This is a genomic window from Celeribacter sp. (genome assembly GCF_048259695.1).
GTDB lineage: Bacteria > Pseudomonadota > Alphaproteobacteria > Rhodobacterales > Rhodobacteraceae > Celeribacter.
The window spans coordinates 106,981-121,361 of record NZ_JBLXHL010000002.1 but is presented as its reverse complement, the minus strand read 5'-3'; the positions used below and the strand labels follow the sequence as shown (position 1 = coordinate 121,361).

The 14,381-nt window shown below is 55.6% G+C and carries 14 protein-coding genes and 1 tRNA gene; 6 read left to right on the top strand and 9 right to left on the bottom strand.

The annotated features are described in order from the left end of the window. Nucleotides 1-45 precede the first annotated feature (45 nt). The 4 genes from ACN0Q0_RS04095 to ACN0Q0_RS04080 all read left to right on the top strand — a co-directional run bounded on the left by ACN0Q0_RS04095 (nt 46) and on the right by ACN0Q0_RS04080 (nt 5,326). Nucleotides 46-1,062 carry a glycosyltransferase family 2 protein gene (locus ACN0Q0_RS04095; protein WP_417242094.1) on the top strand — a complete coding sequence of 339 codons (1,017 nt, stop codon included), beginning with the start codon at nt 46-48 and terminating at the stop codon, nt 1,060-1,062. A 154-nt stretch (nt 1,063-1,216) separates the two neighbouring features. After that, nucleotides 1,217-2,203 (top strand): glycosyltransferase family 2 protein, encoded by a 987-nt coding sequence (locus ACN0Q0_RS04090; RefSeq protein ID WP_417242446.1) that lies wholly within the window; start codon nt 1,217-1,219, stop codon nt 2,201-2,203. Next, nucleotides 2,200-3,897: a beta-1,6-N-acetylglucosaminyltransferase gene (locus ACN0Q0_RS04085; protein ID WP_417242093.1), complete on the top strand. Its 1,698-nt coding sequence runs from the start codon at nt 2,200-2,202 to the stop codon at nt 3,895-3,897. The genes ACN0Q0_RS04090 and ACN0Q0_RS04085 overlap by 4 nt, the downstream gene beginning before the upstream one ends. Before the next feature lie 7 nt (nt 3,898-3,904). Then, complete coding sequence (locus ACN0Q0_RS04080) at nt 3,905-5,326, top strand: sulfotransferase family 2 domain-containing protein (protein ID WP_417242092.1); 1,422 nt, start codon at nt 3,905-3,907, stop codon at nt 5,324-5,326. A 6-nt stretch (nt 5,327-5,332) separates the two neighbouring features. Here the strand turns inward: ACN0Q0_RS04080 and ACN0Q0_RS04075 are convergent, their stop codons facing one another. The 8 genes from ACN0Q0_RS04075 to ACN0Q0_RS04040 all read right to left on the bottom strand — a co-directional run bounded on the left by ACN0Q0_RS04075 (nt 5,333) and on the right by ACN0Q0_RS04040 (nt 10,716). Then, nucleotides 5,333-5,800 (bottom strand): PTS sugar transporter subunit IIA, encoded by a 468-nt coding sequence (locus tag ACN0Q0_RS04075; RefSeq protein ID WP_417242091.1) that lies wholly within the window; start codon nt 5,798-5,800, stop codon nt 5,333-5,335. A gap of 47 nt (nt 5,801-5,847) precedes the next feature. Next, complete coding sequence (hpf, locus tag ACN0Q0_RS04070) at nt 5,848-6,423, bottom strand: ribosome hibernation-promoting factor, HPF/YfiA family (protein WP_417242090.1); 576 nt, start codon at nt 6,421-6,423, stop codon at nt 5,848-5,850. A gap of 248 nt (nt 6,424-6,671) precedes the next feature. Continuing rightward, nucleotides 6,672-7,403, bottom strand: coding sequence for an LPS export ABC transporter ATP-binding protein (gene lptB, locus ACN0Q0_RS04065; protein ID WP_417242089.1), 732 nt, complete (start codon nt 7,401-7,403; stop codon nt 6,672-6,674). After that, the gene (gene lptA / locus ACN0Q0_RS04060) at nt 7,400-7,900 is read right to left on the bottom strand and encodes a lipopolysaccharide transport periplasmic protein LptA (RefSeq protein ID WP_417242088.1); all 501 of its coding nucleotides are present in this window, start codon (nt 7,898-7,900) and stop codon (nt 7,400-7,402) included. The genes lptB and lptA overlap by 4 nt, the downstream gene beginning before the upstream one ends. Next, nucleotides 7,897-8,517, bottom strand: coding sequence for an LPS export ABC transporter periplasmic protein LptC (gene lptC / locus ACN0Q0_RS04055; RefSeq protein ID WP_417242087.1), 621 nt, complete (start codon nt 8,515-8,517; stop codon nt 7,897-7,899). Before lptC ends, lptA begins: the two co-directional genes overlap by 4 nt. Before the next feature lie 107 nt (nt 8,518-8,624). Next, nucleotides 8,625-9,236 carry a ribonuclease D gene (locus ACN0Q0_RS04050; RefSeq protein WP_417242086.1) on the bottom strand — a complete coding sequence of 204 codons (612 nt, stop codon included), beginning with the start codon at nt 9,234-9,236 and terminating at the stop codon, nt 8,625-8,627. Between the two features lie 105 nt (nt 9,237-9,341). Next, complete coding sequence (locus ACN0Q0_RS04045; RefSeq protein WP_417242085.1) at nt 9,342-10,397, bottom strand: Gfo/Idh/MocA family protein; 1,056 nt, start codon at nt 10,395-10,397, stop codon at nt 9,342-9,344. A 233-nt stretch (nt 10,398-10,630) separates the two neighbouring features. Next, nucleotides 10,631-10,716, bottom strand: a tRNA-Leu gene (locus ACN0Q0_RS04040). A gap of 143 nt (nt 10,717-10,859) precedes the next feature. Here ACN0Q0_RS04040 and ACN0Q0_RS04035 point away from each other — a divergent pair. Next, nucleotides 10,860-11,849, top strand: a complete 990-nt coding sequence (locus ACN0Q0_RS04035) for a complex I NDUFA9 subunit family protein (RefSeq protein WP_417242084.1) — start codon at nt 10,860-10,862, stop codon at nt 11,847-11,849. 57 nt (nt 11,850-11,906) lie between these two features. Here ACN0Q0_RS04035 and ACN0Q0_RS04030 read toward each other — a convergent pair whose 3' ends face one another. Then, nucleotides 11,907-12,710 (bottom strand): undecaprenyl-diphosphate phosphatase, encoded by an 804-nt coding sequence (locus tag ACN0Q0_RS04030; protein WP_417242083.1) that lies wholly within the window; start codon nt 12,708-12,710, stop codon nt 11,907-11,909. Nucleotides 12,711-12,935: 225 nt separating this feature from the next. On the opposite strand from ACN0Q0_RS04030, the gene ACN0Q0_RS04025 reads away from it, so the two are divergent. Continuing rightward, the gene (locus ACN0Q0_RS04025; protein ID WP_417242082.1) at nt 12,936-14,369 is read left to right on the top strand and encodes an NAD(P)-dependent oxidoreductase; all 1,434 of its coding nucleotides are present in this window, start codon (nt 12,936-12,938) and stop codon (nt 14,367-14,369) included. The last annotated feature ends 12 nt before the right edge of the window (nt 14,370-14,381 follow it).

The window sequence follows — 14,381 nt, the reverse complement described above, 5'->3', positions numbered from 1 at the left end:
TGCGTTCGCATAGGCCATGCAAACGCAGCGTTGAGGGTGCGTAAGATGAGGCAGCTATTCCAAGCCTACATGATGCGTCAGTTGCGGCGCCATTTGATGTGGCGGTCGTTTCGATCCCGACGTGCGTTGACCCCCATTGCGAACCGGACTTCGGACCTTGCGGATGATGCTATTCTCGGCGTCATGGTGGTGCGCAATGAGGCGTTGCGTCTGCCTTATGTGCTCGACTATTACCGTGATCTTGGCGTGACCCAGTTTCTCATTGTCGACAATGATAGTGATGACGGCACAACCGCCCTGTTGGCGCAGCGGCGGGATGTGTCGCTTTGGGTAACAAAGGCGGGTTATAAGGCGTCGCGTTTCGGGCTGGATTGGGCCACGTGGCTTTTGATGCACTATGGTAAAGGCAAGTGGTGTCTGACGGTTGATGCGGATGAATTGCTCGTTTTCCCAAGGATAAAGACCCGAAACCTGCGGGATTTGTGTCTGTTTTTGGATCAAAACCACATCCCTGCGATGGGGGCATTCATGTTGGACCTCTACCCGCAGGGGCCGATCAATTCGGTGAGCTATGTGGCAGGACAAGACCCCTGTGAGGTTCTAACGCATTTCGACCCTGCGCCCTATCACGCCACGCGCCAACAGCCGCGCGGTAACCTTTGGCTACAGGGCGGCGTGCGGGAACGGGTGTTCTTTGCAGACAACCCCGTTCGGGGGCCGACGTTGAACAAACTACCGTTGGTCAAATGGAATTGGCGCTATGCCTATATTAACTCAACGCATTCGTTGCTGCCGCCCGCGATGAATGCGTTGTATGATGGTCCGTCAGATCCGCGGTTGTCCGGCGTGTTGTTGCACACCAAGTTTTTGCCCTGTGCGATTGAAAAATCCCAAGAAGAGAAGAGACGAAAGCAGCACTTTAGAGACCCGAATGCATTTGGGGGCTACTATGATTCCATCGTCGCGGGACCTGATTTGTTCGGGGATGTTTCGGTCAAATACGAGGGGCCGGACCAGTTGGAGGCGCTTGGGTTGATGTCGCGTGGGGCGTGGGACTCGTAAGTATTGGGCGAGTAGGCGAAAACAATCGAAGAGATATGCCCTAATTGTTTACCAATCATGGGTAAAAGCGTAGGCTGTATCGAAAGCACAAGCAGGTCCAAACCTGTATCTATTGGGAACAGTTGGTCGATTGAGCAGGTTTAGCAAATATCGTATGCGGTGGAGGCGCAAAAAGGTCTTGTTCAAGGCCATGCGTGCGCGTCACGATTTAACGTCTGTGGTCAACCGTACGGCTCAAATCCGGCCCGATGATGCTCTTGTTGTTGTAACCTTGCGCAATGAAAATGTGCGCCTTCCCTATTTCTTACAGTACTACCGCGATCTCGGGATTTCGCATTTTCTTATCATCGACAATGATAGTGACGACGGATCTCGGGAATATCTCGAGGCCCAAGAGGATGTTTCTCTTTGGCACACCAAAGCAAGCTATAAGCGGGCGGATTTCGGGGTTCGTTGGATGAACTGGATCTCCCGGACCTATTGTCACGGACACTGGACGCTGACGGTGGATGTGGACGAGTTCTTTGTTTATCCGTTTTGCGATACGCGCCCGATCCCCGCATTGACGGACTGGTTGGACAATTCGGGACTCAAAAGCTTTTCAGCGATGCTGATCGATATGTATCCTAAAGGAAGCATTGACGCGGTGCCGTATCGCGCCGGTCAAAATCCGATGGAAATTGCCGAGTGGTTCGACAGTGGAAATTATATGCTTTCGACCAATCCGGAGTATTTTAACCTTTGGATTCAAGGCGGGCCAAGGGCGCGGCGGTTTTTCCAGGATAACCCCTATAATGCGCCATCGATGAATAAAATTCCGTTGGTAAAATGGGATAAAAAATTCGCGTATATTCAGTCCACGCACATGCTTTTGCCGCGCGGGCTCAACCTTGTTTATGATACGACGGGTGGCGAAAAGGCCTCCGGCGCGCTTCTCCATGCGAAGTTCATCAGCACCCTTCACGCCAAAACCGAAGAAGAGATGCAGCGGCAAGAACACTATGCAAGCAGCCGTGAATATGAGGCCTATCACCGCAACCTCAAAGAGAATTCGGACCTGTGGTGCAATTGGTCCGAGAAATACATCAATTGGCGGCAACTCGAAATTCTGGGCCTAATGTCTAAGGGAAATTGGGCATGACGGTCGGGTTTGTTATGTTGGTCCATACGGCACTTGGCCGTGCCGAACAGGTGGCGCGTCATTGGGCGCGGCAGGATTGCCCCGTGGTGATCCACGTAGACAAGCGTGTGCCGTCATCCGACTATCTGCCGTTTGTGGAAAGTCTGTCGGACCTCGATAATGTTTTGTTTTGCAAACGGCATGCATGTGAATGGGGAACGTGGTCATTGGTTGCCGCGTCCCAAGATGCCTCGGAACTGATGCTTGAGCGGTTCAAGGATGTGCAGCACGTCTATTTGGCGTCAGGGGCATGTTTGCCGTTGCGGCCGGTAGACGATCTAAAGGCCTACCTCGCCGCGCGTCCCACCACAAACTTTATCGAAAGCGTGACAACGCAGGATGTTCCATGGACGGTGGGCGGATTGGATGCCGAACGGTTCACGTTGCGGTTCCCGTTTTCGTGGAAAAAACATCGCCGCCTGTTTGATGGCTATGTGCGATTGCAGCGGCGGTTCAGGTTCCGGCGCAAGGTGCCGGAAAACGTTGTTCCCCACCTTGGATCACAGTGGTGGTGCCTGTCGCGGCAAACGCTTGAAAAGATTTTGCACGATCCCGAGCGGGCCACATATGACACCTATTTCAAAAGGGTCTGGATTCCCGACGAGAGTTATTATCAGTCGCTTGTGCGCCTCTATTCAACGGATGTGGAAAGCCGTTCTTTGACCCTGTCAAAGTTCGACTATCAGGGAAAACCGCATATATTTTACGATGATCATCTGCAACTCTTGCGGCGATCCGATTGTTTTGTGGCGCGGAAAATTTGGCCGAAAGCTGACCGCGTATATGATACGTTTCTCAATCCCAACCACAACCCGATGCAGGGCGCGGAGCCCAATCCCGGAAAGATTGACCGCATTTTTTCAAAGGCGGTCGACCGCCGCGTGAATGGGCGTGAGGGGCTTTATATGCAAAGCCGGATGCCGCACGCGGGTCAGGAGCATGGGAAAACCTGTGCGCCTTATTCGGTGTTCGAGGGCTTTGCGGACCTGTTCGAGGATTTCGACGATTGGCTGTCACGGTCGGTTGGTGCGCGGGTTCACGGGCATCTATATGCGCCGGAGGGGGCGCAATTTGCGGGCGGCCAACATGTTTTTGCGGGGGCGCTTTCGGACAATCCAAACCTGCGTGACTACGATGCTTGCGGATTTTTGACGTCCCTCATCTGGAACACCCGTGGCGAACGCCAGTGTTTCAGTTTTGGTCCGCGTGACAATCAGACGATCAGTTGGCTGATTGCGTCGGATCCAAATGCGCAAATCTCGGTGATTTCGGGCGCATGGGCGGTGACGCTGTTCCGCTCCAATATGGATTTCGCCAGTGTGCGTGCCGAGGCGGCGCGGCTGCAGCGTATTGAGGCGGAGCACTTGGAGATTTTGCGTTCAAGGCATGTTAAGGCGCGGATACGCATCTGGACGATGGCGGATTTTATCGAAAGCCGCACAGAGCTGCTTCAAACGATTATCGACGAAATAGGCCCGCGCAATTTGCGCCGCCTTACCGAGACGCCGCGTCTGCGTGATTTGACGGGGTTCACACAGTTCTTGCAAGATCTCAAGAACAAGGGGATGAGCCCCTATCTCGTCGGTGATTTCCCGACAACATCGGAATCCAACTTGCCGCAGCGTGAAAGCAAGCGCCCGTATCTTATAAAGTGAGCCCGACATGGCCGACCGGTTTGACTATTTTGTAATTCTTGCGGAAATGCGCACGGGTTCGAATTTTCTCGAAGCAACTGTGAACTCCTACCCCGGATTGAAATGTTGGGGGGAGGCCTATAACCCCGCGTTTGTCGGCAAGGCGAATACAGACCAGATGTGCGGTATCTCAAAGGCGCAAAGGGAGCGGCATCCAGAGGCTTTGCTACAGGCCATGATATCGCAGACCGAGGGGCTGGCAGGATTCCGGTTCTTTCACAACCATGATCCACGGATGCTTGACCGGTTTATGGATGATCCGAAGTGCGCAAAGATTATTCTGACCCGCAATCCGCTTGAAAGCTATGTGTCCAAAAAGATCGCGGACCAGACGGGCCAGTGGCGTTTGGGCGATTTGAAGGACGCAAAAACGGCAAAAATCTCCTTTGAGAAATCCGAGTTCGAGACAATGTTGGACGCCATCAAAGCGTTCCAGATCGAACTGCAGCGACGGCTGCAAACCACGGGGCAAACAGCGTTTTACATCAATTACGAAGACATCAAGGATATCGAGGTGGTGAATGGCCTCGCGCGGTTCCTCGGGGTGGATGTCGAACGCCACACGACCTCGCAAAAGACCAAGGTCCAAAACCCCTCCCAACTTAAAGACAAGGTCCACAACTACGATCAGATGGTTGCGGCGCTGTCGGGTATCGATCATTTCAATCTTGCAAACACGCCCAATTTCGAGCCGCGTCGCGGGCCAACGGTTCCCGGTTATGTCGCAGCGGCTCAGGCGCCGCTGTTGTACCTTCCCGTGCGTTCGGGACCCGAACGCGTTGTGCGTGACTGGCTTGCCGCATTGGACGGTGTGGACAGCTCTGAATTGACAGTGGGCTTTACCCAAAAGACGTTGCGCCAATGGAAACGCCGCGCCAAGGAGCACCGCAGCTTCACTGTGGTTTCGCACCCCGTCACGCGGCTTCACCGTGCGTTTTGCACCCATATCGTGTCAACGGGTGAACAGAGCTACGGCGAGATTCGAGAGATGTTGCAAAGCACCTATGGGGTGTCTTTGCCAAAGGGGGGCGGCACGTATTCGAAAGACCAACACAGGGCCGCGTTTCTCAAATTCATTGATTTTGTGAAGGGCAATCTGAACGCGCAAACCTCCGTGCGCGTCGACCCGTCATGGGCCTCGCAGTCGGAGATTATCAAGGGGTTTTCGGAATTCTCCCTGCCCGACATGATTGTCCGCGAAGAGACATTGTCGCGCGATCTGGCCTGTTTGGCGGAGGCGGCAGGCGTGGTGGCACCGGTCCCGTGTGGCGCTGTGGAGGCGGACCTCCCCTTTGCGCTCTCGGATATTTACGATGACGAGATCGAGCAGGCCGTAAAACAGACCTACCAACGCGACTACATGATTTTCGGGTTTCGCGCCCTCAGGTGAGCGCGGTTAGGCCGCCTTGGATGTGGTTGGGCCTGCGGACAGGATGGCGTGCAGGGTTGCGGCTTCGGTATTGGCGCGCAATTTGGCGCAAATGTCGCGGTCGCGCATCGTGCGGGACACCAAAGCCAGGGCTTTGAGGTGATCCACGCCCGAGTTCGCCGGAGCAAACAGCGCAAAAATCAGGTCAACCGGCTGACGGTCGACGGCATCAAAATCCATCGGGGTTTCAAGCCGGACAAAGACGCCAACGACGCTGCTCAGCCCGTGAATGCGTGCATGCGGCAGGGCCACACCGTGTCCTACGCCCGTCGGGCCAAGGCTTTCGCGCTCCTGAAGCGCATCAACCGCATCCCCGACAGGAATGCCATAGGTCGCAAAGGCAAGGTCGCCAAGGTCCTGAAACAGGCGCTTTTTGCTACTCATCTTGCCGACGACTTTGATCGCCTTGGAGTTTAATAATTCAGTGATTTCCATCGAAGTTCTTACCCGCCCTTCCCGGCCGGTTGGGCGGGTAAGGGTCCTTATTTCACGTTGCTTGGGTCAATCCAGCCGATGTTCCCATCGGTACGGCGATAAACCACGTTAAGTCCGGTCTTTCCTTCATTTTTGAACACCAAGGCATTTGCGCCCGAAATTTCCATCTGCATAACCGCTTCGCCAACCGAGAGCGTTGGAATCTTTGCTTCCATCTCGGCGATGATCATCGGCTGCAGGGATTCGGGTTCCTGCTCGTCTTCGTGTTCAGACGCGGCGAGGATATAACTGGAAGCTCCAAGGAGTTCAACCGGCACCGAGCGTTGCGCGTGGTGGTCTTTCAGGCGGCGCTTGTAACGGCGCAATTGCTTTTCCATTTTCGCGGCACAGTTGTCGAATGCCGCGTAGATTTCATGTGCGCTTGCGTGTGCTTGTGTGGTCAGGCCTGTGGACAGGTGAACAATGGTTTCACAGTTGAATTCGGCGCCGCTTTTGGAAAAAATCACATTCGCATCGGTGGGCCGTTCTGCATATTTGCCCATGACCTCCCCAAGTTCATTTTTGACGTGAATCTGAAGTGCCTCGCCGATGTCGATCTGTTTGCCGCTGATTTGGTATCTCATGTGATACTTCCTTTTGCTATTGGGAGCCCGCAGTGACGCGCCTCTATGCGCCAATACGTTTTCCGGCTCGGTTATTATTTGCGTAGCGGATATGATGCATGTACCGACCGTCTGGCCCTAGCAATATGCGGGGCCGACATTGCGCCATCGGATGTGCCATCATCTGGGCGCGGATCGGGGTACGATCTTGTTGCATCACAGTTATTTGGCGGCAGATACCCCCCGTTTGTCAACTGTCCTAGATCAAACTAGACACGAAAATTTTCGCCAAGGTAAACATCCCTGACGAGTTGGTTGGCGACAATCTCGTCTGTTGTGCCCGACATCAGGACCTGACCGTCATGCAAGATGTACGCGCGATCGATGATTCCCAAGGTTTCTTGCACGTTATGATCTGTAATAAGAACGCCAATGCGACGGCTTTTCAGCTCCAGAACGAGCGACCTGATTTCGCCCACGGCAATAGGGTCAACCCCTGCAAACGGTTCGTCCAACAAGACATAGGACGGGTTGGACGCGAGGCAGCGGGCAATCTCAACGCGGCGGCGTTCCCCGCCAGACAAGGACAGGGCCGGCGCGCGACGCAGGTGGGAGATCGAAAATTCGGACAACAGATCCTCAAGGCGCTCACGGCGCACCAACGGATCGCTCTCTGACACCTCCAGAATAGCGAGAATATTATCCTCGACGCACAGCCCGCGAAAAATGGATGCTTCCTGTGGCAGGTAGCCGATTCCCATGCGGGCGCGACGATACATCGGCAGGGCCGTAATATCGGTCCCATCCACGATAATCTGACCCGCCTCGGGCACAACAAGTCCGGCAATGGAGTAAAAACAGGTGGTTTTGCCGGAGCCGTTCGGGCCAAGCAAGGCCACCACTTCGCCCCGCTTCAGTTCAAGCGAAACATCGCGAATGACGGTTCGTTTGCGGTACCCTTTGCGCAGGTTCCGAATGCTGAGCGTCTTGGTGTCGCTCATTCCGATGTCCCGGGCTGTAGAATCGTTTTGACGCGGCCGTCGATGGTGCCGACGCCCGTTTTCAGATCGATTGTCATCGTATCGCCAGAGATTGCATTCGGCCCCTGCGTCAAAAGCACGCTGCCCGTGAGAACGACTGCACCGGACCCCAGATCATAGCGGGCTGTACGTGCTTCAACCGCTTCGCCGCCATTGGTCAGGGTGACGCCTTGGGTTGCTTCAAGTTGCGAAATATTTCCGCCGCCCCCGGCCCCATAGATGACGTCGACCTTTCCGGCGGTCAGGCGCATGCTGCCTTGCCCGATCAGAACATTGCCCACGAACACGGCTTTGCCGGTGGACTGATCCACAGACAGCTGATCGGCCGTGATTTCAACGGGCAGTTTTGAGTCGTGTTTCAGGCCACCAAAGGCAACCGAGGTGCCTTGTGCCATTACGGCATGTCCGGCAAGCGCGAAAGCGCAGGTAAGCGCGTATGCGATGATGCGTTTGGTCACGGGCGTCCCTCTATCTCTTTGGGTTGATATATCAGCTTAACGCTGTCCTTGAAAACAAGAAGGTAATTTCCAGTGTCTTTGTCCTGCGACAGTATCATGCGTCCGGCATCAAAAGTGCCAAGCGGGCCAATGGCATGAACCGCGCCAGAGCTCTCGACTTGTGTCGTGTCCAACATTGCGGCAATCCGCTCTGTTGTCACCACATACCCCGTCGATGTTGTGATCTCGACCCCGCCCGACAACTCCGCGATTTTGCTTTGCCCGTCAATCACCGCGTTGTCTGCCAGTAAATCAAGGGTTCCGTTGTCGGGCATACGTAGCCCCCCTTCGATTGTGGTGGAATTGACGGTGTTGGAGCCGGACAGATCGGGGCGAACGGCAGCCGCAGACAGATAAAGTTCCGAACCGTCTTTCGTTACGGTTGCAAAGGCGGGGCCATCAATGCGCTGTTCGCGTGCAAGCGTTTCGATGTCGATCCGGGCATAGGGTAGTGACGGTTCATAATCGCCACCGCGTGCGAACAAAAAGAGCGTTGCAAGAAGCGCCAGACTCATGAGCGGCAGGACAATTTTTGCCATCGCCACAATGCGGGAGTGTTTGTTGTTATATCGGGCCATATCCGTGCTTTACACGACACGCGCCCGAAGGCGGCGTTGATTATTCAAATTCCTGTTTGAACGCGTCTTTTCGGCGGCATCCCGCACAAACAGGTGGGTTTTTGGGGTCAGTGCGAAAAAATGTCGGTGTCGGACCAACCGGCAAGGTCGAGTTTGGCGCGGGTCGGGAGAAATTCAAAACAGCTTTGCGCAAGGTCGGTGCGCCCCTCGCGGGCAAGCATCGCGTCGAGTTTGTCCTTGAGCTTGTGGAGGTAAAGGACATCCGAGGCGGCATAATCGAGTTGCGCGTTCTTGAGGTCTGGTGCGCCCCAATCGCTCATTTGTTGATACTTTGAAATATCCACCTTCAACAGCTGTTCGAGCAGGTTTTTCAATCCATGGCGATCCGTATAGGTGCGCACCAGTTTCGACGCGATTTTGGTGCAGTACACGGGTGCGGCCAAGGCCCCGAACGCATGATACATCGCCGCAATATCAAAGCGGCCGTAATGAAAGAGTTTGAGTACGGTCGGGTCATTGAGAAGAGAGCACAGATTGGGGGCTTCGGTCTGACCTTTTTCGATCTGGACCAGATGGGCATGGCCGTCACCGTCTGACAGCTGAACGAGGCACAAACGGTCTCGATGGGGATTCAGGCCCATTGTTTCGCAATCAATTGCCACGATCGGCCCAAGTGTCAGATCGTCGGGAAGGTCTTTTTTGTACAGGAAATTTGTCACATCAGGCCTCATGCAAAACTTTGGTGTATCCGTGACATACGCATTCAGGGCAGACCCGACAAGTTTCATGGCGAAAGTGGGCGATGCGCGCGGCATCCCGTGGCGTTAGACCGCCACGAAAATACCGTTCCCCCTGTGTGAGGTTTCCGCAGCATCCAGAACCTTTTGAAGTGCGGCGCCGCGATCAAAATCGGGCAAAACGGCCGCTCCCTCACGGATCGCATCGATAAAGCGCACAAAGTTGGTTCTGACAGGCGGGGATGTGATGTCGCGCCATGTCGCGGTGAGCCTGTCATCGCCAAGGCAGGCACGCATCGTGCTTTTGTGGTTGTGGTCGCACACCTCAATGGCGCCGTCTGTGCCGTGGATGCGCAGCGTGAGATCGTTCAGGTGCCCAGTGGCGAACCGGCTTGCATGCACCACACCCACGGCTCCGTTCTGAAGGCGCACCTGCATCGTGGCGCTGTCATTGGCGTCAAGTGTGTATGCCCCGATTGCCCCGCCGGGGGCCTTGTCGAATGTCGTCAGGCGACAGGAAATATCGTCCACCCGAGAGCCTGCAGCAAGGGTGGCGAAATCGAGGATGTGAACGCCGACATCGCCCAAAACGCCCTTGGACCCATGTCGGGTCGAGAGGCGCCAAAGCCACGTTGGATCGGTTTTCCAATCGCCCCATGCGGGCTGTGTCAGCCAGCTTTGCAAATAGGAGGCTTCGAAATGGCGCACCGCACCAATCGCACCCTGACCAATGAGGTGGGCCGCATGCATCAGGCTCGCACCGTTTCGGTAGGATAGGTTAACCATGTTTATAACGCCCGCGTGTCGGGCCGTTATCGCCATCTCGCGGGCATCGGCATAGGTCGTGGCCAACGGCTTTTCGCATAAAACGTGTTTTCCCGCCGTCAAGAGCGGCAGCGTGGTGGCGGCATGTGCGCCGTCCGGCGTGACATTGGTCACGGCATCAAACGCACCCCACGCCAAGGCCTCGTCAAGCGTGCTAAATCCGTTGGAGATGTCATGTTTTTCGCAAAAGGCGCTCAATCGGTCCGTGTTTGTGTCCACGCCTGCGACGATATCCACACCGTCGATGGCCGCGAAGGCTTCGGCGTGATTGGCTGCCATGCCGCCCGTTCCGAGGATCAAAAGTCGAATTTTGTTCATGTGAAACCCCCTGCGCCATTTTGGTGGAATCTCGATCTGTGGGCCAAATCGGAAAACGACTCGCACCCAAGCCCGTTCGGATAACAGTCAAACAGTGGAATCAAGGTCGGTTCCAGTTGTTTTATCCGGAGGTCCTGCGGAGATTCGTTCAACTGACCCACGGTGATTTAGCCTCGTGGCAGCCGGAGTGTTGGCCCGGGTGAGGGGAATCTGTTCACAATGTCGGGGGTAAGTGGTGCCCAGAAGAGGACTCGAACCTCCACGTCCTTGCGGACACTAGCACCTGAAGCTAGCGCGTCTACCATTCCGCCATCTGGGCACGATGTCGTAGCGCCGCGATGTAAAGTGGGATTGAGCCGGTGTCAACGGCGTTTGTGTCGATTTTGTATCCTGCAATCACGTCTTGTTCATTCGTGTCTGAAAAGCTATTGAAAGTGCGACATTCAGGCATTGGAGATGCAGATGGCAAAATTGGTCACCATCTATGGCGGCGCTGGCTTTGTCGGGCGGTATATCGCCCGTCGTATGGCGAAAGAGGGTTGGCGCGTTCGCGTTGCGGTCCGTCGCCCCAACGAGTCGCTTCATGTGAAACCTTATGGCGCGGTTGGTCAGGTCGAGCCGATCTTCTGCAATATTCGCGATGACGCTTCGGTGCGTGCTGCGATGCAGGGTTCTGACGCGGTTATCAACTGTGTGGGCGTTCTTACCGAGCGTGGCAAAAACTCTTTTGCGGCTGTGCAGTCCGAGGGGGCCGGCCGTATCGCAAAGATTGCCACCGAGTTGGGTGTGCCCCGCCTTGTTCATCTTTCGGCCATCGGCGCCGACAACGCATCGCAAAGCGATTATGCCCGTACTAAAGCCGAAGGCGAAGCGGCTGTCGTGTCGGCCTTCCCCGGGGCTGTCATTTTGCGCCCTTCGGTGATCTTTGGCATTGAGGACGGATTCTTTAACCGCTTCGGCAAAATGGCGGCAAAAATACCGTTCGTTTTGTCCATCGTGGGTGGCGACACCAAATTCCAACCCGTTTATGTCGATGATGTGGCTCAGGCTGCGGTTGCGGGTGCGCTCGGTACCGCTCCTGCGGGCGTTTACGAGTTGGGCGGCCCTGATGTGGATACACTCAAAGGTATGATCGGCAAGATGCTTGTGTCGATCCGCCGCCGCCGTCTCATTATCAATCTGCCGTTCTGGGTGGGTCGGATTATGGCGACGGGATTTTCTGTCGCGCAGTTCCTCACCGGCGGCCTGTTTCACAACGGCATCCTGACAAAGGACCAGGTGAAAAACCTTGCTGTTGATAACGTCGTGTCAGACGGGGCCAAGGGATTTTCCGATCTTGGGATCAAGCCGACAGCGATGAAGATTATTCTGGACGATTACCTTTGGGTCTACCGTCCACATGGCCAGTTCGAGGCTGTTCGCGAAAGCGCAAAGGGCCTTCGCGAATACTAGAGCCGGCGTCTCCGGTGAACATAAAACGCGCTCCATTCGGGGCGCGTTTTTTCATGTTTAGGAGTAGGCCATTGCCAGAAGAACGAGACCAAGGATCACACGGTAATAGACGTAGGGCGCAAAGCTGACTGACCGCAACAGGCGCATCATCAGGGTGAGAGCAAGGAGGGCAGCGACAAAGGCAAAGGCTGCGCCGAGTGCGGCGTATTTCATCATCTCGATATCTGCCTCGCCCGCGACATCAATGCCAAGCAGGATGCCCGAGGCGATGATCGTGGGAATCGACATCAGCATGGAAATCTTGGCCGCGTCTTCGCGGGTGTAGCCCAATGCGCGCGCGCCGGTGATGGTGATCCCTGAGCGGGAGGTGCCGGGGATGAGTGCGATGGCTTGCCACAGGCCGAGAATAATGGCGTCGCGCCGGTTCCAGTCGGTGGCTATTTTGGAGTCCTCACCTTTTTTGTCGAACCAGTACAGGACAAGGCCAAAGATCAGCATGGCCCATCCGATAACGGTGATGGACCGCATCGCATCTGCGAGGCCGGTTACTTTGGCGATGAGGCCTACGACGATGACGGGAACGGTGGCGACGAGGAGGAGGAAGGCGAGTTTTGAGCCTTGTGTGTCGATCCGGCCCGTCAGCATGCGTGGAATGCCGGCAAGGCCCGATTTCACGTCGGTCCAGAAAAACAGGATCACTGCACCAAGGGTGCCGACATGAACGGCCACGTCGATGGTCAGGCCCTGATCCCGCATTCCTGTGAGTTGGGGTAGGAGAATCAGGTGCCCCGAGGAAGAAACAGGAAGAAATTCAGTGAGGCCCTGAATGAGAGCAACAAGAAGAAGGTAGAAGGTGCTCATAGAGGTCTCTTTTTTGCACTATTTCTGAAACGATAAACTCATTTAATCTCAATAAGAAGACCAAATATAAGTCATACAAGCTTACCTATAAGATCAGAAAAAATGTAAATTTTATGATGAGCTGTCAATTCAAATCCATAATACGTCAGCACTTATGACTTTTCTTTTGAACTTGGCTTGTGTAGATAGGGCGCAAATCTCGTCAACTCATGGGGATAGTGCGTTATGGCAAAAGAGCCTATGCTGAAATTTGTGTCGGTCGGGCGTGATATGCCTGAAAAGCGGACGGCGGAGGTCCGTAAGGAAGATTTCAATGAAATCTATGCGGAGTTCGCAAAGGAGAAGGCGGCGGAGCAGGCTTCGCGCTGTTCTCAGTGTGGCGTGCCGTATTGCCAGACGCACTGTCCGTTGCACAACAACATTCCCGACTGGTTGCGCCTGACGGCCTCCGGTCGCCTGAAAGAAGCCTATGAGATGTCTCAGGAAACCAATACGTTTCCGGAGATTTGCGGGCGCATCTGTCCACAGGACCGTCTGTGCGAAGGCAACTGTGTCATCGAGCAATCCGGCCACGGCACTGTGACCATCGGTTCGGTCGAGAAATACATCACCGACACCGCCTTTGACGAGGGGTGGGTCGAGCCGATTGCACCGACACACGAGCGCACCGAGAGCGTTGGCATCATCGGCTCCGGCCCGGGGGGTCTGGCCGCCGCCGACCGTCTGCGCCGCCAAGGTATCCAGGTCACGGTCTACGAGCGCTCCGACCGCGCCGGTGGCCTGATGATGTACGGCATCCCGAGCTTCAAACTGGAAAAAGACATCGTTCTGCGCCGCGTCAAACAACTCGAAGAGGGCGGCGTCAAAATCGTACTTAACTGTAACGTTGGCACGGACATCTCGTTCGATGACCTGCGCGCGAAACACGATGCTGTGTTGATCGCAACGGGTGTTTACAAGTCCCGCGACCTTCAGGGACCGGGTTCGGGATCCAAAGGGATCGTGCGCGCACTCGACTATCTCACGGCCTCCAACAAGGTCGGTTTTGGCGATAAAGTCGCCGAATACGAGAGCGGAGAGTTGAACGCAGCGGGCAAAAAAGTCGTCGTGATCGGCGGCGGTGACACGGCGATGGACTGTGTGCGCACCGCGATCCGTCAGGGCGCCACATCCGTCAAATGCCTCTACCGTCGTGACCGCGCCAACATGCCCGGCTCGCAACGCGAAACCCAGAACGCCGAAGAGGAAGGCGTGGAATTCGTCTGGCTCGCGGCCCCCAACGGGTTTGCGGGTGATCCGGTCACGGGCGTCATGGTGCAGAAAATGCGCCTCGGCGCACCCGATGCCTCCGGTCGCCAGTCCCCCGAATTGATCGAGGGTGCGGACTATGTCGAAGAGGCCGATCTGGTCGTCAAGGCGCTCGGGTTCGAGCCTGAAAATCTGCCCGAACTCTGGGGCACTGACGGGTTGGACGTCACGCGCTGGGGCACCGTTCTGGCCGATTTCAAGACCCACGCGACCGCGCTCCCCGGTGTCTATGCCTGTGGCGATATTCAACGTGGCGCGTCTTTGGTTGTCTGGGCAATCCGCGATGGCCGTGAGGCCGCCGATGCGATTCTCGAACAGGTCAACGCCGCCGCTGCCGTGGCCGCAGAGTGAAAAAGTAGGACA

Excerpts from the sequence above, each read along its gene's own strand:
- ACN0Q0_RS04095 (WP_417242094.1), top strand. The coding sequence starts at position 46 with ATGAGGCAGCTATTCCAAGCCTACATGATGCGTCAGTTGCGGCGCCAT.
- ACN0Q0_RS04090 (WP_417242446.1), top strand. The coding sequence starts at position 1,217 with ATGCGGTGGAGGCGCAAAAAGGTCTTGTTCAAGGCCATGCGTGCGCGT.
- ACN0Q0_RS04085 (WP_417242093.1), top strand. The coding sequence starts at position 2,200 with ATGACGGTCGGGTTTGTTATGTTGGTCCATACGGCACTTGGCCGTGCC.
- ACN0Q0_RS04080 (WP_417242092.1), top strand. The coding sequence starts at position 3,905 with ATGGCCGACCGGTTTGACTATTTTGTAATTCTTGCGGAAATGCGCACG.
- ACN0Q0_RS04075 (WP_417242091.1), bottom strand. The coding sequence starts at position 5,800 with ATGGAAATCACTGAATTATTAAACTCCAAGGCGATCAAAGTCGTCGGC.
- hpf (WP_417242090.1), bottom strand. The coding sequence starts at position 6,423 with ATGAGATACCAAATCAGCGGCAAACAGATCGACATCGGCGAGGCACTT.
- lptB (WP_417242089.1), bottom strand. The coding sequence starts at position 7,403 with ATGAGCGACACCAAGACGCTCAGCATTCGGAACCTGCGCAAAGGGTAC.
- lptC (WP_417242087.1), bottom strand. The coding sequence starts at position 8,517 with ATGGCCCGATATAACAACAAACACTCCCGCATTGTGGCGATGGCAAAA.
- ACN0Q0_RS04045 (WP_417242085.1), bottom strand. The coding sequence starts at position 10,397 with ATGAACAAAATTCGACTTTTGATCCTCGGAACGGGCGGCATGGCAGCC.
- ACN0Q0_RS04035 (WP_417242084.1), top strand. The coding sequence starts at position 10,860 with ATGGCAAAATTGGTCACCATCTATGGCGGCGCTGGCTTTGTCGGGCGG.
- ACN0Q0_RS04030 (WP_417242083.1), bottom strand. The coding sequence starts at position 12,710 with ATGAGCACCTTCTACCTTCTTCTTGTTGCTCTCATTCAGGGCCTCACT.
- ACN0Q0_RS04025 (WP_417242082.1), top strand. The coding sequence starts at position 12,936 with ATGGCAAAAGAGCCTATGCTGAAATTTGTGTCGGTCGGGCGTGATATG.